This window comes from Methylocystis sp. NC52PC (assembly GCF_055698645.1).
In genome coordinates this window covers 2,156,986-2,182,290 of the sequence record NZ_CP170127.1, presented here as the reverse complement: position 1 = coordinate 2,182,290, position 25,305 = coordinate 2,156,986, and the positions used below count along the sequence as shown (strand labels likewise).

Sequence of the window (25,305 nt, the reverse complement as noted above, 5' to 3'; positions counted from 1 at the left end):
AAAGGAAGCCGCAATGGCCCGCATCGCCTTCATCGGATTGGGCGCGATGGGCGCTCCCATGGCCGCCAGTCTCGCCGCCGCCGGCGAAGCGGTGATGGGCTTCGACCGGCTTGATGGAGCGGGCGCCGCCGCGGCGGCGCTGGGCGTGCCCGTCGCCGCCGCGGCGGAAGAGGCGGCGACGCAGGCTGAGGTCGTCGTCACCATGCTGCAAACCGGCGAGCAGGTGCTCGACGTCTGGCGCACGCTGCTGCCGGTCGCAGCCAAGGGGGCGCTCTTCGTGGATTGCTCGACGATCGATCTGGAAAGCGCCCGCAGCGCCCATCTGATTGCCCGAGCATCGCAGGCGATGGCGATCGACGCGCCAGTTTCCGGCGGCGTCGTGGGCGCGCGCGGGCGCAGCCTCACCTTCATGTGCGGCGCGGAGGCTGACGCCTACGCACGGGCTAAACCCTTGCTCGAAACGATGGGCGCGCGGATTTTCCATTGCGGCGGGCCTGGCCTGGGCCAGGCGGCCAAGCTTTGCAATAATCTGATGCTGGGCGTGACGATGATCGCCACTGCGGAAGCCTTTGGGCTGGCGTCGCGGATTGGTTTACAGCCCGAAGCGCTGTTCGAAGTCGCCGCCGTGTCTTCCGGACAATCCTGGTCGTTGACGAGCTACTGCCCCGTCCCGGGGCCCGTGCCGAGCGCGCCCGCCAACAGAGATTACCGGCCCGGCTTCGCCACCAGGCTCATGCTGAAGGATTTGCGTCTCGCCGAAGCCGCCGCCGGAAAAGCCGGGGCCGTCACGCCGCTCTGCGCGGCCGCCGCGCAGCTTTACGCGCTTTACGAAGCACAGGGCGGCGGCGCAAACGACTTTTCAGGCGTGTACGAAATGATCGCCGGCGCGCATGGAGAAAGAGGCGCGGGCCCACGCCCGCGCCGCTCTGTTCCGGCTTAGTGCTTACGCTTCTTGCCGCCGGTCGGAGGGGTTTCGGCCGAGGCGGCGGTCGCCATGCCGAGCTCGGCGCGGCACGCCGGCGAAATGGAGGCCACGCTGGCCCTCAGGCATTTTTCAATGGCGATCGCGTCCGGCACCTGAGCCTGACAGAAACGATAGGCGTCGTCCTCGCAGGCGGCGCGTTGGGCGGCGGTGCCCTGAGCCATGGCCGGCGCGGCGACACACAACGCCAGCAGAGCCGAGAGGCGGATAAAGATGCGCATTCACACGTCCCTTCATAAATGGCCGTCGATTTCCTGCGAGATTTGCGCGCAGGCTCAGAGGAGCATACGCGATCGCCGCGCGCCGAAAAACCGCCGGGATTACGGTTTGCCTCTAATCCGCCTCGCAGAACAGTGTTTTAGGCAAGTTCTCCACAGGCCAAAACACCAGCGCCCGCGCGCGGACAAAAAAGGAGCCGCTGGTTGGCCAGCGGCCCAAGTTCAGGGAGGAAATGCCCAAGGAGAGCACGCATGAATTGGAGGCGCGAGCTGTGGCAAAACTGTGTTCAACCATCGGATGAGGACACGAAGCGCCGCAGCTGTGGCGCCCAGGACACAACCGAGGGTGTGGATCAGCGCGCCTTATTCCCTTCGATACTCCTCAATTCGGCCGTCGACGGGGCCTTGATGCTGGCGTTCAGCTTGCGCAGCATCGTGAGGCACAGGTCCTTCACCGCCTCGTCCTGAACCGTGTCGGTGAGTCGGGCGACATGGTAGAAGGCCATCGCCCGCTGGGAGACGAGATCCTCGTAGCTAAAGGGGTCGGACAGGCCGTCCATGTCGTCATTTGTGTTGTCTGTCATCAAGGAACCCCTTCCGTCGTGGCCTGCATATCGGGTCTAGGGCCCGAGAATTAAAGCCCTTCGCGCGGCGCCCGCCGCGCTCAAGGCTCCCCGCCGTAGACCGTCTGTCGCGCTTGCTCATGGGGGCTTACAGCATAGAGGAAAAATGACCCGAGCGCGGCGACGCTCGCCGCGACAATAAGTCCCGCGAGAGCGCCCCTCATCGTGGTGGAGCCGCGGGCCTGCGGGCTGGCGAAAGCCAGGAACGCCACAATGCCGATAAAGGCGCTCAGCAGGGCGGTCAGAAAAAGCGTCTCGACGGCGACGATCATCTCACTCCCTCCTGCCCCCGGCGGCGCGGGGGTCGCGAGCCAACAGCAAATAAACGCTGGGGACGAAAAGAAGGTCCGCGCGCCGGGACCCTCCGAGAAGGTCGTCAGCTGCGACGGCGCGGTCGGACGGCCTCCTCCTCCTCTTCGTCACCCGCGGCCCTGCCGGGCCGCTGCTGAGCAAGGGGCAACATGGCCCTGAAGAAATCCGTGTACAGATCGCCGACTCTGGCCGCTTGGTCGAAGATTTCGCGGTAGGAGGCAAGGACGGGGTTGGATGCGATGACCCGATCGTCCAGCCTCTGCCTTTCGCGCTCCTCCAGCCGCGTTTTCACCCCTGCCCAGAGGGTCGCCATCTCTCGCGCGGCCGCCCCTCTGGGTCTCAACTCGCAGGCCCCGAGACCCAGCAGAACAGCCTCCTGGTAATCGACGCGCGTCGAGATCATCGGCGCGAGCAGGGCGCCCAACTCTTGCAGCACCTGCGCGCCGCGCGCGACGCGCCCGCTCTGTTGGGCGGGCGGACATTGGTTGAGCAGAAAGGCGAAGTCCTTGCGGGCGGCCTTGATCGTGGCGACGGTTTCCTCGCTCGCCCAGATATCGAGAATATTCGGCCGCGCCGGGACGATGCAAAAATCGGCCACGCGAACGGCTCGCAGCGACCCCTCAGAATGGGCGCCCGGCGTGTCGATCACGGCGACGGTCACGCCGTCCCTGCCGAGGGAATGAAGCGCGAGCTCGAGCTTGTGAGCGGGAATGTGCTCGACAGGAATATCGACGGCCTTGCGCAGCCTCGACCATTTCACCAGAGACTGGAGCGGATCCAGATCGCAAATGAAGACGCGCTCGCCCGCGAGATGGGCCGCGACGGCGAGATTGCTCGCGAGCGTGCTTTTTCCCGCTCCGCCCTTCTGCGTCACGAATGCGACGATATGCATGCTTTCGCCTGCCTGGCTCGGACCCGAATTCGCGCACGCGCGGATAATGAACGGCCGTCGACGAGACGCGGCCGTTGGCATTTGAAAAAACATACAGGCGCAGCCGCCCGCTCGGAAGGCAAAAAACGGTAGAGCAAGCTCGCTTGCAGCGCAGTGGCGCGGCCGTAGCCAGAGCGAACGGGGACAGCCCGGCCTCATTTTCGGGGACGCCGGATGCTCGCAAACCGGCGTCCCGTTTTTTGACGCTCAGAAAAGCGGCCCCTCGGAGATCGCGCGCAGGCCCAGCGCCAGTGCGATGATGGACCAGCTCTTAAAGAGCAGATCAATCCCCACGAAGGTCCCGATCGCCCAGTCGCCCGTAAACGGCCATCCGGTCAGGAGGAGCAGGCCGAGGAGCAGATCCACGCCGCCCTGCAGCAAATAAACCCACAGCCCGTCGAGATGCGCTGAAAAGGCGTAGCCGATCGTCGAGAAGCCGCTGATGAGGAAATAAAAGGCGATCATCAGCGTGAGCGCCTCGGCGCTGAGCATCGGCCGCGTCAGCAGAATGACGCCGACGACGCCGACGAGAACGCCCCAAAGGACGTGCACGAAGAAGTCGCTCCACAGGCCGGCGACGGAAACGCTGAACAGCAGAATGGCGGCCGCGGAGGTGATGAGCAGAATGCCTAGAAAACCGACCGCGATCTTGGTCGCTGCGGTCGCCCGAATGATCGCCAGAATGCCGAGGACCCCGATGGCGACGCCCAGCGCGAGCGCCCAACCCCAATGCACGGCGAGCGCGTCAGGCGCTTCCAAGACAAAAACATCAAAAGGCTTCTGCATATCCTGAACTCCTTCATGCCCAGCGTGGGCACGGGCGAGGCTATAACGCAAGCGCCTCGGCTTCGAGAAGTTTTTATCCGGACAGGCCTTTGCGCTCTTCCAACTGCCTGTGGCGAGAACTCTGCCAACCAAACGCGACGGTTTTTTTGCCGCTTCGCTTGACATGACGGCAGGCAGCCCAACTTGCCCGCGATATCGACCGCCTGTCAGTCGCGGCGCCAAGCGAAAGGCAGACCGATTGCGGGGGCGCTGGCCGCGGTCTTTTCAAGCAGGAGGGCACTATGAATCTCAAATGCATCAAGACGATCGCTTTGGCGACCGCCATCGCCGCGGGCGCGGGGCTCACTTTCACCAGTACAGCCCAGGCGGGTCATCGGCACTTTGGCTGGCACGCAGGATGGCACAAGGATTGGCATCGTCACGCCGGCATCCATCGCCATTGGGGCTACGCAGGCCGGGCCGTTTATGGTTATGCCGCTCCCGCCGTTTATGGTTACGGGGCGCCGGCGGCCTATGGCTACGGCGGAGGATGCTGCGCCGGTTGCGGCACTTATGGCTATGCCGGCGACGTCTACGGGGCGGCTTCGCCTTGCGGAACTTATGGCTATGGCGGCGGCGGCCTGTTCGGGCTCGGATTCGCTGGCGGCGGCTTGTTAGGGCTGGGCCTTGGTCCGTTCTGAGCAGGTTCCTGACACTCTGGAACGCCCCACGCGGTCGCCGCGTGGGGCGTCTTACTATAGGATTAGTTCAATCGGCGTCATGGCGTCTTCGAGTGCAAGCGTCTCTCCGTCAACCACGAATCGACCGCGGCTTTGACCGCTTCCAGACCGAAAAGACAGTAGTCGACATCGCGTCCGGAGCAATTGTCGATTGCAACGACGCTCTCAGCGAGCCTGACGTCGGGTATCGCGCTGACGCACTCTTTCTCGTCCGTAGCGCTGTAACGCTGTGATCGCGGTCGCTCACGACGCAGGCGATCAGGGCCGGCTCGAATTCAGAATCGCGCGCGTCGTTGCGCCAAAATCTGGCGCCTCGCAACGGGAGGCCCCGTTTCGAGCAGGGGCGGGCGTCGCCGCCGCTCCGCTTGAAGCGCCAACCGCCCGCGAGAATTAGCGCAGAAGCGACATGTTCAAGATGACAACAAGAAAGACGGGCGAATGACGCCATGCGCAGCGAGGACCTTTGCGGCCGCCCTCGTTTTCACAGGCGCCGCCGCCTCGCAGCCATTGCCGCCCAGGGCGCCGAACGATTTGTATTCCCCACCCTCCAAGCCTGAGGGAGCCGATGAGGATCGAAGGGCCTGCCTTGCGCGACTGACCGCGTTGGGGGTCGAGTATGAGTCTTTGACGCGGCATGAGGAGGGTGCTTGCGTCATCGACGCCCCGATCCGGTTAGAGGCCGTAGCCGCCGGCCGCGGCGCCGGGACGCCAATAACTTTTCCGCAACGCCCCATGATCGAGTGTCGGCTTGCTGAGCGCTTGGCCGATTGGCTGCGAGACGCCGTGGCGCCCCTGTTTCACGCCGAATTCGGCGCCGCCCTGACGTCTGTCGTCACCGGTCCGGGCTATGAGTGCCGCACCCGCAATCGCGCGCCCGACTCCAAAATGAGTGCGCACGCTCTTGGTCTGGCGCTGGACATTTCCGCTTTCAAACTCTCCAATAGACGCAGCGTCTACGCCGACGAGCCAGACGATCAGCGGTCAAAAAACATCTTCGACGTTGTCCGTCGCACAGCCTGTGGCTGGTTTACGACTGTGCTGGGGCCCGGCTCCCCCGATGGGTTTCATGAAGACCACCTGCACGTCGATCTGCAGCCGCACGGCGCTCGCGATAGCTACAGAATCTGTCAGTAGCGCCCCGCCGCGTCGCGGCCGAACTCCCACGCGCTCCGCGCGATCTCCACCTCTTCGTCTGTGGGAATGACCAGCACGGCGACCGCAGAGCCCTCAGTGGAAATGCGCAACGCATGGCGCCTGTTGGCCTCATCGTCCAAAGAGACGCCCAGCCAAGCGCAGCCGGCCGCGACCGCCGCCCGAGTCTCCTGATCGTTTTCACCAATTCCACCGGTAAACACGAGGGCGTCGAGGCCGCCGAGCGCCGCCGCAAGCGAGCCGATCTCGCGCAAAATCCGATAGACAAAAAGTGCGATCGCCTCCTTCGCCTCGGGTGCGCCGGCGGCGCGCAAGCTTCGCATATCCGATGAAAGGCCCGATACGCCGAGCAGGCCGGATTGTCGATAGATCAAATCCTCGAGATCGCGAGCGCCCATCCGATAATGATCCATCATATAAATAAGGACGCCCGGGTCCAGCGCGCCGCAACGCGTGCCCATCATCAGGCCGTCGACGGCCGTAAAACCCATCGTGCTTGCGACGCTGCGGCCGGCGCTGAGCGCACAAAGACTCGCGCCATTGCCAAGATGGCCGACGATGACCCGGCCCATCGCGAGATCCGGGGCCGCCTCCTTCAAGCGTCTGGCGACATACCGATAGGAAATGCCGTGGAACCCGTAGCGCCTGACGCCTTCTTCTGAATATTTCCGCGGGATGGCGAAAGCTTGCGCGATTTGCGGCTGGCTGCGGTGAAAAGCCGTATCGAAACAGGCGATCTGCGGCAGGTCAGGATAGGCGGCGAACATGGCGCGGATCACCGCGAGGTTGTGAGGCTGGTGGAGCGGCGCGAGCGGAATGAACGTCATGAGACGGTCGACGATGTCCGGCGTGAGCCGCAGCGGCGCCGAGAATTCGGGGCCGCCGTGAACGACGCGATGACCGACGGCGACGATGTCTCCTTCGTCGAGCCAGGGCGCCGCCATGCGCATCATCGCCTGCGTCGCGGCGGCGTGATCGAAGCCCTCCGGCGGCGGCTCCTCTCTCAGCAGCGTCTCCCCTTTGGCGTCGGAGAGACTCGCGCGCGGCGTCGCGCCAATTCCCTCGATCAGCCCTCTCAGCCTCAAATTGGGGGTCGGCGCAGCGCCGAAAACAGCGAATTTGATGCTGGAGGAGCCCGCATTGACGACGGCGATGCTGGTCATGTCGAGATTCCGTCTGGCGAGGTTAGGCTTGGGCTCTGTCTGTCATATTCTGGGAGAGCCGGCCGCTCAAGTTCGGCGCGGCCGAAGGTGATTTTGGAAAAACGCCGCTTGCATGGCTGCGATTTCGCCATGCAAGCGCCCTATTGCGGGTCGATCGTGCCTTCCAGTTCGTTTGCGCGTGAGCCGGGGTCTCTTAATGCGTTTCAGTCAAACATCTCCGCGGCGGCAGATTGAACCCGGCGTCGCTGTGAGGACTTGGCCCGACCCCGCGTTTAGCCTCTCCACAAGCTTGCGCGCCCAGACCGCCGCCTATGGCGGTTTCGCCCTTGCGGAGATCAGCAAGGGGATCATCATCCTCTGGATCGGCGACTTCGCAACCGCGGACGCGGTGGGCGATCTGGTGGGCGCGCTCGCTTATCCCACTGTGGCGTTATGTCAGGCAGCTTCGACGATCTGACGCTTCAATTTTTTCGGTCTGTCAGGGTTAGCGATGCGCATAATGCGCATGCGTCGCATGCACCGCTTCTTCGAGTTTCGCAAGCGCGCTTCGCTTGCTCTTCGACAGATCGGCGGCTCCAGGCGTGATGAAATCTCGCGCCGTATGCGGGCAGGCCCCGTGGCCTTCGAAGACCAATATCCCCGCCTCCGTTACGACAATGTCGCCGGAACGCAGCGTCTTGTCGTTCAGCAATTGGCGAGACCTCGGCGCGTCTTTGAGCATGCGACCGCAAAACGCCGGCCTGACGGGGCTGCTTCCCGTCGCGGCCTCGCCGCCGGGCTCGCCATTGCGGCGATTTGGCTCATAGGCGATTTGAGGTTTTCTCAGCCGCTCGTGAAAGATCGGCGCATAGCTGACACGGGATTTTATCCGAGAGCTTTGCCAATGGCCGAGCGACCTTGGCGGACGCCGAGCCATTCGCGGGGCGATCGGCTGACGCACATAAGCGTCGAAGCCAAAAAGCTCATCGAAGAAATCAGCCCTGGTCGGCGGCGCGCACAAAACAGCGCCCATGAGCGAGCCCGCGAAGGAGGCCAGCAGTAAAAGCCGGTTGCCCAAGACATCGCAAGGCATCTGAGTGACTCGTCACGCACGAAAGGGCTAACTTGCTCACATGTTGAGCCCCGTCCGTTCGTCAAGCCCTCCCGCGCGCTCTTGCTCCAGCAAAGCTACGCCGGATCAAGCCACCGCTTGCAGCGGGCGTGGCGTCTTTGGAGAGGGCGAGCGACGGTCGCAAGCGTCGATCGCCTCGGCAAGCTGGGGGGCGATGCGGCGCAAACTCAACTTGGCTCGGTCGCTGTCGAAGCGAAGCGTCCGGTCGCCCTTGAGCGCCTTGGCTAACCCCATCGACCGAATAAAGGCGGCGAGCGTCGCATAGCTCTCGTCGACCTTGCTGTGCGGCGTCGGCGACGCGACGAGCCTCGCCTGCAACTCCGTCAAACGACCTTCGACGTAGCCGACGAGTTGCCTTCGGGGCACGTCGTGGAGCGCCTGGCAGGCGACGAGCGCAGCAAGAGCGTAGCGCTTATCCTGGCTGAGACCATACCGCAGAACGCATATGACCAGAATGTCAAACAGCCTTCGCCTCTGCTCGGTCATATGCTGACGCCCCTATGGATGGTCGGCGGTTCGAATGAGGCGGCAAGGATCGGTCGTTATGGTTAATGAAAACTAAAAATTATGACCGCGGCCTCGCAGATGGAGCATCGTTTCGCGCACGGATGAATATCGGGCGGATGTCGCCGTCACGTAAGATCGCAGCAGTTAAGCGCGGCATTATGCGAAGGGCTCTGCATCGTCTCGGGCGACAACAAGGACCGCAGACCTCTCGATCCCACACGCGAGCGATCGGCGAGGCGTTGAGCCGACGAATCACCAAAGGGAGCGCGGAAGGCTAGCGACTTTGCCCAAAGAGGTCTCCTCACCCATTTGGACAGATTCGATGGCCAAACTGGCGTCTATTCCGGACGCAGCTTCCGAAGGTAGACAGGTTTCGAAGCTGAAATCAACGCTTCACCTTCGGAGAATAGATATGAAGAAGCTGCTTCTCGTTTCGGCCGCTCTGGCCCTTTCCACCACCTACGCTCTGGCTGGCGGCCTCGATATCGCCCAGTCGCTGAAGCTCAACCAGACGATCGGCGACACCTCCAAGGGCGGCTTCGCTCTCAACAAGGCTTTCGTCCTGCAGGCGCAGGTTCCGGTCAACGCCAACGGCGACGTTTCGCAGAAGTTGGAGCTCGGGCAGACGATCGGCGACACCTCGAAGGGTGGCGCGGCCATCAACAAGGCGACCGTGATCCAGGCTCAGGTTCCGCTGAACTTCGGCGCTCCGTGATCCTTGCGCTAAGCCGGATGGTTTAGACAGATCGCGGCCGTCATCGGCCGCGATCTTATCTCGGGCCATAGCGTCCGTTGTTGACAAAGCCTCTAAAGATCGGAGCCGACAAATGAAATATTGGCTTATCCCAGTTCTGGTCTGCATTGGCGGCGCTCAGGCGCAGGCGCAAGCGCTCGGAGGCTTCATCAGCGTCAGCCCGAGCTTCATCGGCGTCAACATTAATAACCCGCTGCTGAGCGCCGTCGCGGGCGTGCAGTTCGGCCAGCATAACGACCTCGACGTCAAGCAGAACAGCCTGACCAATTTTGTCGGCGTGCAGCAGGTCTCCATCGGCAAGGCCGGCAGCTCGCAGTCGAACAACGCCGGCGTCACCCAGGTCGGCAATCAAAGCTACACGGGTCTGGGCCAGCACATCGAATCCCTGCCGCCCATGCCGGGCTTGGGCCAGCCCTGACGGGCTGAACATAGGCGGTCGACGCCACGAAAAGACAGCGTGCTGACGGCGTGTGGGATGAGCCGTGTTTAGATCTTACTGGGGTCGCAACGACCGAGAATGGCGCAGTTCCAAGCACGCCATTTTGGCCTACCACGTTGGGGGCTGGCGTAAGGGCGAGTCGCCGCTTGACGCCCTTGCCAGAGCGCTCGGCGTAGAATCGGAAAAAACTCTGTTGGAAGACGGCGTCGCTGAGCGGGACGAACTTGATCAGCTTTCAGCCTGTCTGGACGCAGACTGGTTTGACCGGCCCGGGCTGAACATAGAGGAAAGCGTCGCGCTCGCCATTTCGCTGCTCAGCGAAAAACTCGCGGAAGTGCCGCCAGAAGTTCGCGCTTTCTTTGACGCGCCGCGCAAGCTGGAAATTCTGCGTAGCGCCCGCTCCGCCGAGGCGCAGAACGATCCTCGCCACTTCAATTAGCGAGCGCGCCTTCGTCGCAGGCTTCGCGCCAAAGAATATTGCTCTGGTTGGATGGTTGGCTCGACGGGGCCGTAGTTGGCAGGCGGCTCGTCCACGCGTAAAAACGGGCCGCCCCGTTGATTTGGCGAATAAGCGGCTCCCCTATCCTCCAACTCCTAACGCCGCGCGTCTCAGGTCTAGGATCTGGATCGGATGGACGCTTCCTTGCCGGCCTCAGTAGTAACCGCGGCGGATGGCGCGGCGTTCGGCGCGATGAGCGTAACGCTCCGAGCGGCGCTCATAGCGGTGGACTTGCCTCTCAGCTCGACGCGCCGCACGACGTTCCATTCCGACCGTAGCGTGAACAGTGGCGGCGGAAAGTCCAACAGTTGGCGGCATCGCGGCAATAGGGGCTGCGTTTGCCTCTAAGCCCAAGATCATCACCGCTCCCAGGGCCAAGCCCAAAAATCCAGATTGGGTCATCGCAGTCTCTCCGGTTTGAGGAAGCCAGCTAACTAATTTTGCGCCTTCGTTTCGCAACCCTTCCGAGATCTGTTTCCGCCTATTCTGTCCACCGCGGCCATCGCTTCACCCAATTGATTCAATCGGGCGCGGAAGGTTGCCGCTGGTCGTTCGACAAGCCGGCGTTCGGCTTTCTGGATCGCTAGCTTCTTGTCGCTCGATCTGAGCCCGCAGCGCCTCTGCTTTCGCTCACACGACAGTCAAATCTGTAGCGACTTGACAACTTCGTAGTAGCGCTCCCTTCTGCCTCGCGCACTTGAGGCCACGAGTTTCCCGGAACGGATACGAGGCCGGCGCATTGTCTAAGCGCCAGCCCGAGAGGCGGATGCAAGGGGGCGTCAGGGAAAAGGAGGAAATGGTGCTGTTCGTGCTTGCGCTGTTGTGCATCGGCGCGATCTCGACTTTGTTGCCCATCTGAAGAGAAGCTGAACGTCCATAAGGCGAAGCTGATATTCAGGGCTGAGCGTGCTGGAGACGCGCTCGCCCCTTACCAGATGGGCGTAGTTGTGAAGGAGGGCGTGATGGTTAAGTTCGGAATTTTGGCGACGCTGGAAGCAAAGGTCGGCAAGGAGCATGAAGTCGCTGCATTTTTGAAATCTGCGCTGCCGCTCGTCGAAGCGGAGCCGGAAACGATGGCGTGGTTCGCGATCAGGCTATCGCCAACCACCTTCGGTATTTTCGACGTCTTCCGCGACGAAGCAGGCAGAGACGCCCATCTTGCCGGCGAAGTGGCGAAGGCTCTCATGGCGAAGGCTCCGGACCTTTTCTCTCTGCCGCCCAAGATTGAGAAGGTTGAGGTCCTGGCGTCCAAGTTCAGCTGACTTGCTGGAACAACCGTCTACTCGGGCGTCGGGGCCTTCTGCTACAGCGAAGGTAATGCCGCTTTTGCTGCGCCCGCCGCCGCGGCCTTGGTTTCCCAAGGGTCGAAATAGCGGAATGGAGGCATAGTTACTACCCTCTCTACTTTTGGAGGGGGCCATGAAACGCAAAGCTGCGGTTGTGATCATTGGCGTTGCTATCGCCACCGGTAGTTCGCTTGGCTCGATCGCTCGCTCAGAGACAGACACCCGAGCGATTATCTCGCCCAAGGATGTTAAATGGGCGCCAGCTCCAGCCTCACTCCCTGCAGGCGCCGAGGCGGCGCTCTTATATGGAGACCCCACGAAGGAGGGCTTGTTCGCGCTTCGGGTGAAGGTTCCAAAAGACTATTACATCCCGCCGCACACGCACCCGAAGGCTGAAGTCGTAACTGTTCTAACCGGCAAATTCAGCCTGGGAATGGGTCCGAAGGCGGATCGGGCCTCCGCTAAGCCCATTGACGCGGGCGGCTTCATGGCCATGCCGCCTCAGGCCGCGCATTATGTCTTTGCAGACGAAGAGACCGTCCTGCAAATAACCTCAGTCGGGCCCTGGAGCATTGATTATATCGACCCGAGGGACGATCCTCGTCTCAACATAGCGCCGGATGGAAGACGCGGCGCGGCGCAACGGGAAGATTAACTTCTCACAGGACAGCAAGTAGCGGTCTGCAGCGAGGCTGGCGGCCATCTCGAAGCTTGAGGGGCTGAAATGGCCGCCAGGCCCGCGCCTGTCGGCAGAGGCGCGCACGAGGAGCCCCGCCGGTCTCTCTCGCCATCAGAGCTTACCTCGCACAGCATCAGCGGATAGCTGTGGAAAATACTGGAGAGCCCCCTTCAGTATACGCCGCGACCCCGACCGCCGCGCCGAAGACTGATAAGTCTCCAACGCGAGGCCATCTTGTTTCGCTGCTTGTGCCTAGCGCGCTCAGTTAGCGAGACGCGCCCGAAGTCTGATCGGCAATTTCTGCCGGCGGCTGCCAAATCAAATCTGACAAGGCGCTCGGGCTCAATCCTTTAACCACCTTGCCCGTCTTACGATAAGCGTTAACAGCCGCGGTCGCGAGCCGCCATTCTTCTTCCGTCCAGTTCTTCGCTTCAGTCGGACCTGTCTTATCCGCCTGTTTCAGCGAAGGCGACACCGCGCTCGCGCCGCTCTGAGTGTTTCGCTGAATCGGCTCAGGCTGCGCGGATCCGTAGGCGTTCGGAGGCACTCGGCGCAACTCAGCCAGGAAGTTAGTATTGGAATCGGGGTTGGCTGCCTGTTGATCGGCAGGATTGACCCACGATTGTGTAGTCCGGGCGCTGTCGATCTCGGACAGGTTCCGCGCGGTACGCTCGAACCAAATATTTCCGGCAACCGCGACCCCAACGATCGCTAGCGCCAGAGACGGAATAGCAATCATGTGGCGGTTGAGTTCGGGGAACTTAAACATGCGCATACTCCTGGCTTGCACAGGTGGTAGCCTTTGACTTTTCCGAGGAAGTGGCGCGGGACACCGGGACGACTTACGCTTTGGGAAGAAGCCGCCCCGGATTGGCATGAGGCGACCACCCTCGGGCCGTATCCCATAATTCCCTGAGCGGACGTATGTTTCTGTAACGCACCGAAAATTCACATGGTGGAGACAAGGGCATATGCGCCCAGACTACCTTGAAGGCCTAAACGACCATACGAAAGCGAAGCTTTTCATCGCCAGATAGATCGCCTTCCGCGGACCTAACCCGTGGAATTGCGAGCGCCCATGAAGAGCCCAGATCAGTCGGCGACGGCGGCCCCCGAGAAAAAGGCCGGCTGATGTGACATCGCCATGATGAGAGGATCGCCCGGAAGGGGTGTTTCCAACGGATAAAAAATAAGCTTGAAATGCGATGACCGTTGTCTTCATCGAAGACAAGTCGTCTGCGCGGCGAAAGCGCTCTTTCGCGGATTGGCCACCGCTCGTTGCGAGGTCTAATGGGTTTGGTCTCAGGAATTGCGAACTTCTCGTTGCTTGGCGGCCCGCTGCACCGACTGAGCGCGCGGTGCGCTCTTGTGCGCGGCGACACGAATACGATCCCGCTGGGATTGACGCTGGGCTGGGTTTCCTGGCTCATTCTTGTCGCTCTCGCCTTGGCTCAGGGTACGACGAAAATTTTTGCTCTGCCCGTCATAGCGGTTCATGCGCGGCTCCTTCTGGCTCTGCCGCTGCTCTTTGTCGCGGAAACGGCGCTAGACGCCCAGTTCCGGAAGTTCATCGTGCTATTGGTGCGCTCGGGAGTTGTCGGCGAGCGCGCTTTGCCAGAACTGGAGACGGCCGCCGGCCGGCTCTTGCGTTGGACGAACTCATGGGCGCCGGACGCGACGAGCCTCGTCGCAGCCGCCGCTCTGTCCCTGCTTTGGGTGCGGATGCGGCTGACAGAGGAGAGCGCGCATGAATTCATCCAGGCGCTCGGCGCCACTCCTCTCGCCGCGGCCTGGTATTGGTTCGTCTGTCTACCGCTCTTTCGTTTCTTGATGTTCCGCTGGGCCTGGCGGCTCGCTTTCTGGTATGTGCTCCTGTGGCGGCTGAGCAGGATGGACCTCCAATTGGCGCCCGACCATCCTGATCGCGCCGGGGGGCTCGGCTATCTCGAGATCGTGCACACGCATTTCGCGACTCTCGTTCTCGTGATTTCAATCATCGTTTCAGCGACCTTCGCCGGGGACATTGCTTCCGGCACAACCAGTCTGAACGCTATCTTTCCCGCGTTGTTCATGACGCTGCTTATCGACGTGGCGTTATTCATCGCCCCTCTCTCCGTCTTCGCCTTCAAGCTGCGGGCGTGTCTGGAAAAAGGACTGCTCGACTATACTGCGCTTTCGTCTCGCTATGTCGGCGCGTTCGAACGGAAATGGATCAGGGGCGAGGGCCCGCAGGAGGAGCTGCTCGGAACGCCCGATCTTCAATCCCTTGCAGATCTTTCGAACAGCGTCACAGTGGTGCGCAACATGCGCCTTGCCCCAATGAGCCTGCGCCTTTTCGTGATTATTGGAGCGGCAGCTCTAGCGCCAATGGCGCCGCTTCTTCTTTTCGACTATCCTTTCGCGCAGTTGGTTCAGATGCTTCTGCGCAAGCTCGCCGGCATATAACCGACTAACTGAAATAGCCAATCCGCGACGGGAAGATCATTTTTCGGCTTGTTTTCACGGGCCTGCAAGAAAGGCGTGGCCGCGGCGAAGATCGAAACTATTGGAGTCCGGACGAGCTCGCGGCGGGCGCGAGGTCCACGCAACTGGCGCGGGCGTAACCTCGGGCGCCACCGTACGACGCGTGAACGGCGAGGGGGCGGCGGCAGAAGACGCTGAGGGCGAGCATTGGCAAGGTCGTAGATTCCGCAAGTAGAATTTATCGCCCGTCCTCGTATAGTGCTTCGTCGCCGCGCATGCATCGCCGGCCTTTCTTCCTAAGACCCACGAGCAACCTGGGAGAAAATCATGGATTTTCATCCTTCGCCCCATCGTGTCCTCGGTTTTTGCCGCGCTGGAGAAGGATCCTTGCGGCCTAGAGCGGCGCTTGTCGTGAGCGCCGATAGTTTCGCCTCTCAGCCACGGGTGCGCCGGTTGATAAACCTCGAGCGGCGAGCGTCGTTTGGGACGCTAGAGGCCTCTGTTGGCGACGTCCGCGCGCAGCGCCTCCCCGAGCTGCGCAAGTAACCTTCCTGCGAGCCAGCGCCGGTCGCAAATCCGTCTCCAGCATCTCCGGATAACAACGACGCCGTCGGAGCGGTTTCCGCAACGCGCGGCTTCTTTGGCGCCCCCTTAGACCAGCAAGATCCCGGCGGCGAAAATGACGCAGATAGCGGTGAGCGCTAAGCCGATCAGCGCCGCCGGCCAATCCCTGTCCTTCGCCGCCTTGTAAGTCGAAACGGCCAGGATGAGGCCTGATACCGAAAACGCCGCTACGCCCAGGATTGGCAATGCGGAGATCACGCGCGCCGAGACAGGGCGAGCGACTGGAGTAAGCGCTACGAAGGACATGGATTGGACTCACAGGAACGTGTGCACCCCTTTCACCGAAGCTGTCGCTGTCGGCTCCAGCGGTTGATCGCAGCAAAAAAGCGGAAGGGCCTGTCCGGGTCCGTATGGCGGCGCATCGCATAGGTCGCTCGGGCGCGGTAGAGTCCCGGGGGCGGTCCGTCCCCCTCTTCTGGCGCATGGAAACATCGCCGATAGCCGCCTGCATCCGCACGGCCCACACAGGTTTCCGCAACGCGCGGCCGAATAGCCCTCTTTCGCCGAGGGAACAACCCGACGGGCCTCGCGTTGCATGGGCTGGCCGAGGGGCTTTGTCAGGCAAGGACCCGGAGACGCGGCAATGAGAAACTCACACAAACTGCTCACGACGGCGCTCGCCGCAGTTACGCTGGTCGGAGCGTTCTCGATTTCCACTCCCGCTTCCGCATGGGGTCGATACGGTTGGGGCGGCGGATGGGGCCGCCACATTGGATATGGCGGCGGATGGGGCCGTCATTGGGGATATGGCGGCGGATGGGGGCGCCATTGGGGCTATGCGAGACCTGGCTGGGGTTACGCCCGCTGGGGGTATGCGAGGCCTGGCTGGGGCCGCTGGGGATACGGCGGTTTGGGGTTAGGAGCCGGCCTGGCGACCGGCTTGGCTCTCGGCGCCGCGCCGTTTGGTTACTGGGGCGCCGCAAGTCCGGGTTATTGGGGCTCGGCGGGCTGTGGCGCTTACGGCGCCGCTTACCCGGTCACCTACGGCTACGGCGGCGGTTGCACCTGCTTCTAGCCCACTTTGCTCGGCTCAGTTCCACATCTCCGCTGAGTTGAGTCAAAGGCATGCAACCGCTCCAAGGCGGTTGCATGCCGAGCTCTTGCAATCAGAAGCCGGGCCTTCGGGGTGGGAAAGCTGGGCCGCCTGGCCAGCCCAAACGCCCTTCTTCCTCGCCTCCGAGCTTCAGGGCTTGCGCGAGGGCTAGCTGTATAAGCAAGTTGGCAATCCGCTCCGGGAGCGGCTCCTCAACCACTGCCTCGAACGAGCGGCGAAGTTCCTGCCCAAGCCTCTCATGAATAGCGAATTCCTCTTGCGACGGCTTGGCCGCGCCCGCTTTGTCGTCTACCGCCATTGCGCGGCGCCCCCTCCCGCTTGGTCTCCGCTCCTATTTAGTTTTGCTCGCGGGATTTCCGGTCTTTGCCAGGCCAAGTCGTCTAATCGCGACGGCGACGGCCGCGGGCGCGCCGGAAGCGTCGATCGACCCGGACTCGGCGGGGAAGAGGCACGTTGTATTGCGGGGAGCCGGCTTAAACCCTAAGTGTAACGTCGCACGTTGCGAAACGCCTCGCATCGCAGCGGCTGTCCGCAGCCCAAACGCCACGCGAAAACCGGCGCAACGTGGGGCCCGCCTGAGGGCGCCCTCGGCGGGCCTTCTTACTGCCATCTCTGTTTACCACCGACCCGCGTACGTTCCGTAGCCTTGCAGGGTGATTGGCGCGCGACGGCCCCCCGTGGCTGAGGTCGTCGCCCTGATCAAGCAGATCGCGGCGGAAAAATAGAGCGTCGAAGTCGTGCGGAGCGCGTCAGCGGGGCGGACTCGTTGATCCGATAAAATCTCCTCGCGACCGCCTTGTGCACACGGGGAGCTATTGAAACGGCGGGAGTACGGCGCGGGGACCCCGACAAGCCTATCTGATCGCCATCTGTCAGGATCTTCGACGCCACCGGCTACGCCGTTTCGTGGACGACGTGGGTTGCGGCTTTCAGGGTTTTCTCGCGGCCGCTCAATCAAAAACGCCGGCCTCGCGACGAGGCCGGCTCTGCAAGCGACGATGGAAATTAACGGGCGCGCAATTGCCTCAATGAGGCGACGGACATTTTCTGCTGTGATCGCATCCTGGAGGCGGCGGAGGATGGTTGGGATGTTCAGGATGGACGGGATGCGATGGAGGTTTAGGCGGTTGAGCCGCTTGGGCGAGCGCCGGCGTCATCATCGATGCAACCAAAAAAGCTAACGTCAATTTTCTCATTCGTTACTCCAAGTATGTCCGCCGCTGTGCAGGTTTCATCTCGGCGGGGCAACCCTTAGAGCAAAAGCTGCGCAACTTCCAGCGCAGGGACGAGCGGCGAACGGCGCGGCATTTTTTACCTTTCCTAGGCGCTAAAGGCGGCGCGCGAGTCTGGCGCAGTCCAATGAACTTGTCGGAGGTTCTTTCTTCCTCATCAATGTTTGAAAGCCGGCGCCAGCGACACTGTTTTGCGATCAGTTCGAAGTGATGATGGCGACCACAGTTCGTCAATTGGCGCCGCAAGTTTTGAAAAGCGCGTGATGTCCAAAGGGCCCTGACAATTTTGTCGCCTGACCTCCCGCGGGTGTGTTTTATTAACAACGACCCAACGCCACCCTTTATTTATTCATAAGTAAGAGTGCGGTAAAGCGCCGAAACCGGCAAGGCTCCTGCGATGGATCGGCCGTTACAGGGAGAATACAGACGCGGCTTTCTGAATCGCCTCGCAATCGGCATCCAATAGCCGGCATGTCAATTCGTCGGCGCCATCGTGACGCCCTTGCGCCTTCTCGGCCTTCGTGGGGCTTGCTATCCCGACCGCACCCGTCCGATCGGACGATCCGGGCGACTTTCCTCGCTCGTCTAGGGTCATCAACCAGGCGCTCCCGTTCTAAGGAGCCAAGCAGTCATACTCGCGCGCGAGTAATCCAAGGTTAAGTGTCGGAGCAGGAAGACTTCGCACGGATTTTCCGCGGATAGAAAGCACACGTTCGTGGGCCGTTCTGCGCCGAGGCGCCCAAGTCCTGAAATCAGGATTTTTCAAGCCTGATGGTTTTCAAGAAGCTTAATGGTGGGCGGCACAGGGATTGAACCTGTGACCCCTCCCGTGTGAAGGGAGTGCTCTCCCGCTGAGCTAGCCGCCCGTCGCGATCGACGCGGAACGCTTCCCTGTAAGAGACGCGCCGCCCTCCCGTCAAGTGCGCCGGAAACAAGAGGGGTCGAGCAGGGCCGTCGCGGCCGTCCACAGATCGTCGAAATGCGAGATGACCCGGTCGGGCGCAAACGCCGCCACCGGCGTGTCCGTATAGCCGAAATCCACCGCCACGACCGGGGCGCCGGCGGCCCTGGCGGTGTCGATGTCGGTTTTCGAATCCCCCACCATCACCACGCGGCGAGGGTCGCCCTGCGCCGCCTCGATCGTCAGCGTCAGGGTGCGAGGGTCCGGCTTGTGCATGGGGAAGGTTCCCCGCCCGCAGATCGCCGCGAAACAGTCGGCGGCGTCGAGCTTTTCGAGCAGCAGCCGCGCCAGACGCTCCGGTTTGTTGGTGCAGACGGCCAGGCGGAAGCCGGCCTGCGAAAATCGCTCGAGCGCGGGGCGCGCGCCGGGAAAAAGCGCGCTTTCGTCCGCGATGTGCGCTTCATAATGGACCAGAAACTCCTCGACCAGCGGGTCGATTCGCTCTGGCGGAAGCGGGGCGCCGGTCAGGGCGAAGCCGCGCTCGATCAAGGCCCGCGCGCCGGCGCCGACGAGGCTGCGGGCCGCCGAAGGCGCAACCGTCGGCAGGCCCTCGCGGGCCAGCAGGACGTTGAGGGTCGCGATGAGGTCTTGGGCGGTGTCCGCCAAAGTGCCGTCGAGATCGAAAACAAGGATGGGCGGGCGCTGAATCATGTGACATCGGCGTAAAGGCCCGGGCCTTCGAGATCAAGCATGCGCGGCTGTATGTTTGGCGCGGCGCGCAGGCGCCGCGTATAAACGACGCAACCGATTCGCGGACGAGGAGGGACCAATGCGTCTTTCGCAGTATTGCCATGGCTGGCGACGCCTTGCGCTGGCGACGCCCCTGCTGGGGGCGGGCGTCGCCGCCACGGCCTCGGCGGCGGGCAACTACGAATTTCTGGCCGCGCCGCAGACCGACCTCAACCGCGTCTTCCGCCTGGATAAAGCGACGGGCGAGGTCGGCGCCTGCCAATATGGGCTGAAGGAGGGCTCGTCCATCGGCGTCACTCTGTGCTATCCGCCGGGCGAAGGCGCCAAGGCCGGGACCTTCAGCGAATACGCGCTCGTCGCCTCGCGCCACACGGGAGAGGGCGGCGTCTTCCGCGTCGATCTGCGCTCGGGCATGATGTCGATCTGCTTCGTTCTCAACGAAAGCTCCGTCGTCTGCACCCCCCAGGCCAAATAGGAATTCGCTCCGCCTTGACCGCAACTCTTTCCGCCGACGCCATGAAGCGGGCCGCCGCACAGGCCGCGCTCGAGTCTGTCGCCCCTGGCATGCGCCTCGGCCTCGGGACCGGCTCGACCGCAGCGCATTTCGTCGATCTTCTCGGGGCGCGGGTGCGGGACGGGCTGGACGTCGTCGGCGTGCCGACATCGGAGCGCACGCGGGTTCAGGCCGAAGGGCTCGGCATCCCGCTGTCGACCCTCGACGAGACGCCGGAGCTGGACCTGACCGTCGACGGGGCCGACGAGTTCGACGCCTCTTTGCGGCTCATCAAGGGCGGCGGCGGCGCGCTGTTGCGCGAGAAAATCGTCGCTGCGGCGTCCAAGCGCATGTTCGTGATCGCCGACGCGACCAAGGAAGTCGGCACGCTCGGGGCCTTTCCCCTGCCCGTTGAAGTCGACCGATTCGGCGCGCGCTCGACGCGGCTACATATCGAGCGCGCAGCGCGCGGGCTGGGGCTCATCGGCGCCATCTCTCAAAGAATGAGCGCGCCGGACGCACCCTATCTCACAGACGGCGGACATTATATCTTTGACTGCGCCTTCGGCGCCATCGACGCTCCGGAGGCGCTTGCCGAGCGCCTCTCGACGATACCGGGCGTTGTCGATCACGGTCTCTTCATCGGCCTCGCCACTGCGATCTTCATCGCCGGCGCGACGGGCGTGCGCATTCTCGGCGACGTAGCAGGCGGCGCGGCATGAGCGATTACGACTACGACCTCATCGTCATCGGCGCAGGCTCCGGCGGCGTCCGGGCCGCCCGCGTCGCGGCGAGCCATGGGGCCAAGGTCGCCGTCGCCGAGGGGTTTCGCGTCGGCGGCACCTGCGTGATCCGCGGCTGCGTGCCGAAGAAGCTTTACGTGCTGGCCAGCCGCTTCAAAGACGACTTCGAAGACGCGAAAGGCTTCGGCTGGCGCGTCGGCGAGACCGCCTTCGACTGGTCGGCGCTGGTTTCCGCCAAGGAGAAGGAGATCACCCGCCTCTCCGGGCTTTATGAGCAGACGCTCGGCAACGCCAATGTCGAACTGATCCGCGCCCGCGCCACGATCGCCGGCCCCAACGCCGTGCATTTCTCGGACGGCCGCACGGCGCGCGCCCGTTACATTCTCGTCGCGACCGGCGGCGCCCCGGTGCTCGCGCCGCATATTCCGGGCCTCGAATGGGGCGTCTCGTCCAATGAGATCTTCGACCTGCCGTCCTTCCCGCGGCGGCTCCTCGTCGTCGGCGCCGGCTATATCGCCGTCGAATTCGCGAGCATTTTCACGCGCCTGGGCGCAGAGGTCGCGCTCGCCTATCGCGCCGATCTGCCGCTGCGCGGCTTCGACGCGGACCTGCGCCAACGCGTCTCCGAGGCCCTGACGGCCGCGGGCGTCGTTCACCGCGCCGGCGCCCTGCCGACCCGCGTCGACAAGAGCGCTCACGGCTATAAAGTCGCCATGAGCGACGGCGAAACCCGCGAGGTGGACGCCGTGCTGGTGGCGACCGGCCGTCGCCCGCTCACCCAGAATCTCGGCTTGGAGCGCGCCGGCGTCGCCACCCGCGAGAATGGCGCGATCGTCGTCGACTCCCAGTCCCGGACCAATGTGCCGTCGATCTACGCGGTCGGCGACGTAACCGACCGGATCAATCTGACCCCGGTCGCGATACGGGAAGGCCACGCTTTCGCCGACACGGTCTTCGGCGGCGCGCCTACGACGGTCGACTACGATTGCGTGGCGAGCGCCGTCTTCACCACGCCGGAAGTCGGCACGGTGGGGCTCACCGAAGAAGCCGCGCAACAGAAGTTTGCGTCGGTCGACGTCTACGAAACTTCCTTCCGGCCGATGCGCGCGACTTTGTCTGGCCGCGCCGAGCGAATTTATATGAAGCTTCTGGTCGACGGCGACAGCCAGCGCGTGCTCGGCGCCCATATTTTCGGACCCGAAGCCGGCGAGATGGCGCAGCTCATCGCCATCCCGATGCGCATGGGGGCGACAAAACACGATTTCGACGCCACCATGGCCGTGCATCCGACGGCGGCTGAGGAGCTGGTGACGATGCGCACGCCGGCGCGCAGGCTCAGGCGCGAGGGCTAGCGCCTCCGGGCTGCGCCCGTCGCGCCCGGGCTCGTCGCGGGCGTCCCCGACGCGGCCTGGAGCAGCCAGGCGAAGGGGTCGCGCCCGCAGCAATTTTCCTCTATAAGCGCCTCTCGCGCCGAGCTGCGGCGTCGGGGCCCGTCCATCTGGGCTGCATTTTCGCGGAGTTTGAGAAGTGGAACGCTGGACGCCAGGCAGTTGGAGAACCTTGCCGATCGAGCAGACGCCGGTCTATCGCGACCAGAAGGCGCTCGCCGATGTGGAGGCCCAGCTCGCCGGCTTTCCGCCGCTGGTTTTCGCCGGCGAGGCGCGCAACCTGAAACGCCAGCTCGCCGATGTGGCCGCCGGCAAGGCTTTCCTGCTCCAGGGGGGCGACTGCGCGGAGAGCTTCAGCGAGCACTCGGCCGACAACATCCGCGATTTTTTCCGGGTATTCCTGCAAATGGCGGTGGTGCTGACCTATGCGGCGGGTTCGCCCGTGGTCAAGGTCGGCCGCATCGCCGGCCAGTTCGCCAAACCGCGCTCCTCGCCGGTCGAGAAGAAGGGCGACCAGGAGCTGCCGAGCTATCGCGGCGACATCATCAATGACATCGACTTCACCGAGAAGTCGCGCGAGCCGGACCCGCAGCGCCAGCTCCTGGCCTATCGGCAGTCGGCGGCGACGCTGAACCTGATCCGCGCCTTCGCGGCCGGCGGCTTCGCCAATCTCGAAAACGCGCATCGCTGGATGCTCGGCTTCGTCAAGAGCAGCCCGCAGTCGGAGCGCTATCAAAAGCTCGCCGACCAGATCACCCAGACGCTTTCCTTCATGCGCGCCATCGGGCTCGACCCCGAGCACCATCCCGAGCTGCGCCAGACGGATTTCTATACGTCGCACGAGGCGCTGCTCTTGTGCTACGAGCAGGCGCTCACCCGCGTCGACTCGACGACGGGCGACTATTACGCGACCTCCGGCCATATGTTGTGGATCGGCGACCGCACCCGCCAGGAGAACGGCGCGCATGTCGAGTTCATGCGCGGCATCCGCAACCCGATCGGCCTGAAATGCGGCCCGAGCCTGACGCCCGACGGGCTCATGCGCTTGATCGACGCGCTCGATCCCGAGAACGAGCCGGGCCGGCTCACGCTCATCTGCCGCTTCGGCGCCGACAAGATCGGCGATTCGCTGCCCGCGCTCGTGCGCGCCGTGGCGCGCGAGGGCCGCAATGTCGTCTGGTCCTGCGATCCGATGCATGGCAACACGATCAGCGCGGCGGGCTACAAGACCCGGCCCTTCGACCGCATCATGTCGGAGATTCGCGGCTTCTTCGGCGTGCATCAGGCGGAGGGGACCTATGCGGGCGGCATCCATCTCGAGATGACCGGCAAGGACGTCACCGAATGCACGGGCGGCGCCCGCGCCATCTCGGAAGACAATCTGCGCGACCGCTACCACACCTATTGCGATCCGCGCCTCAACGCCGAGCAGGCGATCGAAGTGGCCTTTTTGGTCGCGGAGCTGCTCAAGGCGGAACGCGTCGCTCGCGGCCTGCCGGAGCAGCACGCGGCGGAGTGAGCGGCTGAGGTCATGAGTTTCGAGAAGCGCGGCGCCGGAAATCGCCGCGCTTCTTGTTTGTTGGGGACCGAAGATGGGCGACGCTTGTGACCCGTTCAACCTCCAACGCTTCGTCGAGGCGCAGACGGCCAGCTACGCGCGAGCGCTCGCCGAACTGCGCGCCGGTCGCAAGACCAGCCATTGGATCTGGTATGTCTTTCCGCAACTGAAGGGGCTGGGCTTCAGTGAGGCCAGCCGGTTCTATGGCCTCTCCGGGCTCGACGAAGCCCGCGCCTATCTCGCGCATCCGGTTCTCGGCCCGCGCCTGCGCGAATGTGTCGAGGCGTTTCTGGACAGCGGCGCGGCTTCGGCGAGAGAGGGGCTGGGCGCCACCGACGCCTTGAAATTTCGCTCGTCGCTGACGCTCTTCTCCTGCGCGGCGCCCGACGATCCGCTGTTCGCGCGCGCGCTCGCACTTTACTTTCCGGAAGGAGCGGATGCGGACACGCTCGCGCGGCTGAGAAATGATTAGAGGTCGCGGGCGCCCCGCTGTTGCAGAAAGCGATCACGCCCCTCGTGCTTCGAGACGCCTGCTGCGCAGGCTCCTCAGCATGAGGGGCTTCTGCATTTCGCGTCGCTCACTGATGGCTTACGCCCGGCCTCAGCCCGCCGTATCCTCGACTTCGCGCACCGTCATGGCGTTGCCGTGCCAGACGAAGTCGTCGAAGAGCAGCGCGTCGACGAACATCACCGGCAGCAGCAGGTCGCGCATCAGCAGCGCCAAGGGCTTGCGCCAGTCGAGCGGAAAGCCGCAGACTTTCGCGAGCCACAATTCGCCGCCATGCAGCGCGCCGACGATTGCCGCCGCCGTCAGGCCCGCGATCGTTGGGTCGCCGCCGAATTCCAGCGCGGCATAGGCGCCGAGCACGACGGCGACGAAGCTGCCGTTCATGAATTCCGGCGCATAATGGGCGGGGAAAGTCACGCGACGCAGCCGCGCCCAGCGCACATGACGCGAATAGACCTCATGCGCCGTGCGTTTGCCGAGCGGCTGCTCGAAGGGCATGTCGACGAGCCGAACCTTCATGTTCTGGGCGCGGATGATTTTGGTCGAGGCGGCGTCCTCCGCGATCTCCGCGCCGAGCGCGCGAATGCCGCCGGCGCGATCGAGCACCTCGCGCCGCCACATCATATTCTTGCCCTGCGCGAAGCCGACGCCGATCGCCTCGGCGCCATACTGCCAGCGCGCCTGGAACGTATTGAGGATGGCGCATTCGACCATCGCCCAGAAGCCGGTGGGGCGCGATCCGATCGGCATGGAGACGGTCATCGCCGTATCGGGCCCGAAGGCGGCGAGCATGGTCTGCACGTAATCGCGCGGCGGCAGGGCGTTGGAGTCGGCGAGAATGACGTAGTCGTAACGCGCCGCCTCCCAGCCCTTGACGCAATTATTGAGCTTGGGATTGGCGCTGACGTAATCGTCGCCGACCAGCAGCCGCGCCTCGCGCGCCGGATGTGTCGCGATCAGCCGCTCGACGAGCGGAATGATCGGATCGCTCGGGGACTGGACGCAGAAGATGATCTCGTAATGCGGATAGTCGAGATCGAAAGTGGCGCCGAGGGTTTCTTCCGAGAAAGGTTCGAGACCGCGCAGCGGTCGGACGATGCTCACGGGCGGCGTGTCCGCCGGCGCCGGCAGGGTCCGCGGCCGGGCGCGGCATTTGCGTCCCATCAGCCACATGCTGGCGAAGTTCATGACGAGGATGAAGGCGCACCAGCCGGCGCAGATATAGGCAAGGATCATGGAAGCCTTTAGGTCAGGCGCCGTGGGAGAGCGAGTCGCGGCGCAGCCGGAGGCTCGCCGCGACGTGCCGGTCGCGGCGGCGCGCGAGGCCCGGACGCGGCCAATTCGATATTCCACCTGACAAGCACGCCGACACTTGGCAAAAGGGCTGCGGCGCGAGAATCTTTTCGCGACGTTCGTTTTGCGAAAACTCC

General features: G+C 63.5%; 29 protein-coding genes and 1 tRNA gene. 16 read left to right on the top strand and 14 right to left on the bottom strand.

Going from position 1 to position 25,305, the window contains the following annotated elements:
- Positions 1 to 13 precede the first annotated feature (13 nt).
- Positions 14 to 940, top strand: coding sequence for a 3-hydroxyisobutyrate dehydrogenase (gene mmsB, locus ACETII_RS12480; RefSeq protein ID WP_363346390.1), 927 nt, complete (start codon positions 14 to 16; stop codon positions 938 to 940).
- Here mmsB and ACETII_RS12475 read toward each other — a convergent pair.
- The 5 genes from ACETII_RS12475 to ACETII_RS12455 form a co-directional block, all read right to left on the bottom strand.
- Entirely contained in the window at positions 937 to 1,203 is a 267-nt protein-coding gene (locus tag ACETII_RS12475) for a hypothetical protein (RefSeq protein ID WP_363346388.1), read from the bottom strand. The genes mmsB and ACETII_RS12475 overlap by 4 nt on opposite strands.
- Positions 1,204 to 1,553: 350 nt before the next feature.
- Positions 1,554 to 1,784 (bottom strand): hypothetical protein, encoded by a 231-nt coding sequence (locus ACETII_RS12470; protein WP_363346386.1) that lies wholly within the window; start codon positions 1,782 to 1,784, stop codon positions 1,554 to 1,556.
- Positions 1,785 to 1,864: 80 nt separating this feature from the next.
- The gene (locus ACETII_RS12465) at positions 1,865 to 2,095 is read right to left on the bottom strand and encodes a hypothetical protein (protein WP_363346384.1); all 231 of its coding nucleotides are present in this window, start codon (positions 2,093 to 2,095) and stop codon (positions 1,865 to 1,867) included.
- A 104-nt stretch (positions 2,096 to 2,199) separates the two neighbouring features.
- Positions 2,200 to 3,027 carry a division plane positioning ATPase MipZ gene (locus tag ACETII_RS12460; RefSeq protein ID WP_472785685.1) on the bottom strand — a complete coding sequence of 276 codons (828 nt, stop codon included), beginning with the start codon at positions 3,025 to 3,027 and terminating at the stop codon, positions 2,200 to 2,202.
- 246 nt (positions 3,028 to 3,273) lie between these two features.
- The gene (locus ACETII_RS12455) at positions 3,274 to 3,852 is read right to left on the bottom strand and encodes an HdeD family acid-resistance protein (RefSeq protein WP_363346380.1); all 579 of its coding nucleotides are present in this window, start codon (positions 3,850 to 3,852) and stop codon (positions 3,274 to 3,276) included.
- A gap of 281 nt (positions 3,853 to 4,133) precedes the next feature.
- Between ACETII_RS12455 and ACETII_RS12450 the strand changes: the two genes are divergently transcribed.
- Together ACETII_RS12450 and ACETII_RS12445 are read left to right on the top strand one after the other, a co-directional pair.
- The gene (locus ACETII_RS12450) at positions 4,134 to 4,532 is read left to right on the top strand and encodes a hypothetical protein (RefSeq protein ID WP_363346378.1); all 399 of its coding nucleotides are present in this window, start codon (positions 4,134 to 4,136) and stop codon (positions 4,530 to 4,532) included.
- Between the two features lie 477 nt (positions 4,533 to 5,009).
- Positions 5,010 to 5,705 (top strand): extensin-like domain-containing protein, encoded by a 696-nt coding sequence (locus ACETII_RS12445; protein ID WP_472785684.1) that lies wholly within the window; start codon positions 5,010 to 5,012, stop codon positions 5,703 to 5,705.
- Here ACETII_RS12445 and ACETII_RS12440 read toward each other — a convergent pair.
- Positions 5,699 to 6,886, bottom strand: coding sequence for an acetate/propionate family kinase (locus ACETII_RS12440; protein ID WP_472785683.1), 1,188 nt, complete (start codon positions 6,884 to 6,886; stop codon positions 5,699 to 5,701). The genes ACETII_RS12445 and ACETII_RS12440 overlap by 7 nt on opposite strands.
- Before the next feature lie 247 nt (positions 6,887 to 7,133).
- Between ACETII_RS12440 and ACETII_RS12435 the strand changes: the two genes are divergently transcribed.
- A complete protein-coding gene (locus tag ACETII_RS12435) occupies positions 7,134 to 7,343 on the top strand; it encodes a hypothetical protein (RefSeq protein ID WP_472785682.1) in 210 nt (69 codons plus the stop codon).
- Between the two features lie 27 nt (positions 7,344 to 7,370).
- On the opposite strand, the gene ACETII_RS12430 is transcribed toward ACETII_RS12435, so the two are convergent.
- On the bottom strand, positions 7,371 to 7,898 hold the full coding sequence (locus ACETII_RS12430; protein WP_363346370.1) for a hypothetical protein: 528 nt from the start codon (positions 7,896 to 7,898) through the stop codon (positions 7,371 to 7,373).
- A 165-nt stretch (positions 7,899 to 8,063) separates the two neighbouring features.
- Complete coding sequence (locus tag ACETII_RS12425) at positions 8,064 to 8,483, bottom strand: hypothetical protein (protein WP_472785681.1); 420 nt, start codon at positions 8,481 to 8,483, stop codon at positions 8,064 to 8,066.
- A 433-nt stretch (positions 8,484 to 8,916) separates the two neighbouring features.
- Here ACETII_RS12425 and ACETII_RS12420 point away from each other — a divergent pair, with 433 nt between their 5' ends.
- The 5 genes from ACETII_RS12420 to ACETII_RS12400 all read left to right on the top strand — a co-directional run bounded on the left by ACETII_RS12420 (position 8,917) and on the right by ACETII_RS12400 (position 12,137).
- Positions 8,917 to 9,219, top strand: a complete 303-nt coding sequence (locus ACETII_RS12420) for a hypothetical protein (RefSeq protein WP_363346367.1) — start codon at positions 8,917 to 8,919, stop codon at positions 9,217 to 9,219.
- Between the two features lie 112 nt (positions 9,220 to 9,331).
- Positions 9,332 to 9,676, top strand: coding sequence for a hypothetical protein (locus ACETII_RS12415; protein ID WP_363346365.1), 345 nt, complete (start codon positions 9,332 to 9,334; stop codon positions 9,674 to 9,676).
- Between the two features lie 214 nt (positions 9,677 to 9,890).
- Positions 9,891 to 10,136 carry a hypothetical protein gene (locus ACETII_RS12410; protein ID WP_472785680.1) on the top strand — a complete coding sequence of 82 codons (246 nt, stop codon included), beginning with the start codon at positions 9,891 to 9,893 and terminating at the stop codon, positions 10,134 to 10,136.
- A 1,022-nt stretch (positions 10,137 to 11,158) separates the two neighbouring features.
- The gene (locus ACETII_RS12405; RefSeq protein WP_363351308.1) at positions 11,159 to 11,458 is read left to right on the top strand and encodes a putative quinol monooxygenase; all 300 of its coding nucleotides are present in this window, start codon (positions 11,159 to 11,161) and stop codon (positions 11,456 to 11,458) included.
- A 157-nt stretch (positions 11,459 to 11,615) separates the two neighbouring features.
- Positions 11,616 to 12,137 carry a cupin domain-containing protein gene (locus ACETII_RS12400; protein WP_472785679.1) on the top strand — a complete coding sequence of 174 codons (522 nt, stop codon included), beginning with the start codon at positions 11,616 to 11,618 and terminating at the stop codon, positions 12,135 to 12,137.
- Positions 12,138 to 12,426: 289 nt separating this feature from the next.
- Here ACETII_RS12400 and ACETII_RS12395 read toward each other — a convergent pair whose 3' ends face one another.
- Positions 12,427 to 12,930 carry a hypothetical protein gene (locus ACETII_RS12395; protein ID WP_472785678.1) on the bottom strand — a complete coding sequence of 168 codons (504 nt, stop codon included), beginning with the start codon at positions 12,928 to 12,930 and terminating at the stop codon, positions 12,427 to 12,429.
- A 599-nt stretch (positions 12,931 to 13,529) separates the two neighbouring features.
- On the opposite strand from ACETII_RS12395, the gene ACETII_RS12390 reads away from it, so the two are divergent.
- Positions 13,530 to 14,606, top strand: a complete 1,077-nt coding sequence (locus ACETII_RS12390; RefSeq protein WP_472785677.1) for a hypothetical protein — start codon at positions 13,530 to 13,532, stop codon at positions 14,604 to 14,606.
- Positions 14,607 to 15,275: 669 nt separating this feature from the next.
- Here ACETII_RS12390 and ACETII_RS12385 read toward each other — a convergent pair.
- Positions 15,276 to 15,494: a hypothetical protein gene (locus tag ACETII_RS12385; RefSeq protein ID WP_363346353.1), complete on the bottom strand. Its 219-nt coding sequence runs from the start codon at positions 15,492 to 15,494 to the stop codon at positions 15,276 to 15,278.
- Between the two features lie 337 nt (positions 15,495 to 15,831).
- Here ACETII_RS12385 and ACETII_RS12380 point away from each other — a divergent pair, with 337 nt between their 5' ends.
- Positions 15,832 to 16,263 carry a hypothetical protein gene (locus tag ACETII_RS12380; protein WP_363346351.1) on the top strand — a complete coding sequence of 144 codons (432 nt, stop codon included), beginning with the start codon at positions 15,832 to 15,834 and terminating at the stop codon, positions 16,261 to 16,263.
- A gap of 91 nt (positions 16,264 to 16,354) precedes the next feature.
- On the opposite strand, the gene ACETII_RS12375 is transcribed toward ACETII_RS12380, so the two are convergent.
- From ACETII_RS12375 to ACETII_RS12365, 3 genes are all read right to left on the bottom strand, one after another.
- Complete coding sequence (locus ACETII_RS12375) at positions 16,355 to 16,600, bottom strand: NepR family anti-sigma factor (protein WP_363346349.1); 246 nt, start codon at positions 16,598 to 16,600, stop codon at positions 16,355 to 16,357.
- 1,725 nt (positions 16,601 to 18,325) lie between these two features.
- A tRNA-Val gene (locus ACETII_RS12370) sits at positions 18,326 to 18,400 on the bottom strand.
- 50 nt (positions 18,401 to 18,450) lie between these two features.
- Entirely contained in the window at positions 18,451 to 19,146 is a 696-nt protein-coding gene (locus tag ACETII_RS12365) for an HAD family hydrolase (protein WP_363346251.1), read from the bottom strand.
- 118 nt (positions 19,147 to 19,264) lie between these two features.
- Between ACETII_RS12365 and ACETII_RS12360 the strand changes: the two genes are divergently transcribed.
- From ACETII_RS12360 to ACETII_RS12340, 5 genes are all read left to right on the top strand, one after another.
- Positions 19,265 to 19,660, top strand: a complete 396-nt coding sequence (locus ACETII_RS12360; protein ID WP_472785676.1) for a hypothetical protein — start codon at positions 19,265 to 19,267, stop codon at positions 19,658 to 19,660.
- Between the two features lie 41 nt (positions 19,661 to 19,701).
- Positions 19,702 to 20,400: a ribose-5-phosphate isomerase RpiA gene (gene rpiA / locus ACETII_RS12355; protein WP_472788160.1), complete on the top strand. Its 699-nt coding sequence runs from the start codon at positions 19,702 to 19,704 to the stop codon at positions 20,398 to 20,400.
- Positions 20,397 to 21,773, top strand: a complete 1,377-nt coding sequence (gor, locus tag ACETII_RS12350; protein WP_472785675.1) for a glutathione-disulfide reductase — start codon at positions 20,397 to 20,399, stop codon at positions 21,771 to 21,773. Before rpiA ends, gor begins: the two co-directional genes overlap by 4 nt.
- 175 nt (positions 21,774 to 21,948) lie before the next feature.
- Complete coding sequence (locus ACETII_RS12345; protein ID WP_472785674.1) at positions 21,949 to 23,328, top strand: class II 3-deoxy-7-phosphoheptulonate synthase; 1,380 nt, start codon at positions 21,949 to 21,951, stop codon at positions 23,326 to 23,328.
- Between the two features lie 73 nt (positions 23,329 to 23,401).
- Positions 23,402 to 23,839, top strand: coding sequence for a DUF1810 domain-containing protein (locus ACETII_RS12340; protein ID WP_472785673.1), 438 nt, complete (start codon positions 23,402 to 23,404; stop codon positions 23,837 to 23,839).
- A gap of 129 nt (positions 23,840 to 23,968) precedes the next feature.
- Here the strand turns inward: ACETII_RS12340 and ACETII_RS12335 are convergent, their stop codons facing one another.
- Positions 23,969 to 25,111 (bottom strand): ceramide glucosyltransferase, encoded by a 1,143-nt coding sequence (locus ACETII_RS12335; RefSeq protein WP_472785672.1) that lies wholly within the window; start codon positions 25,109 to 25,111, stop codon positions 23,969 to 23,971.
- Positions 25,112 to 25,305: the final 194 nt, after the last annotated feature.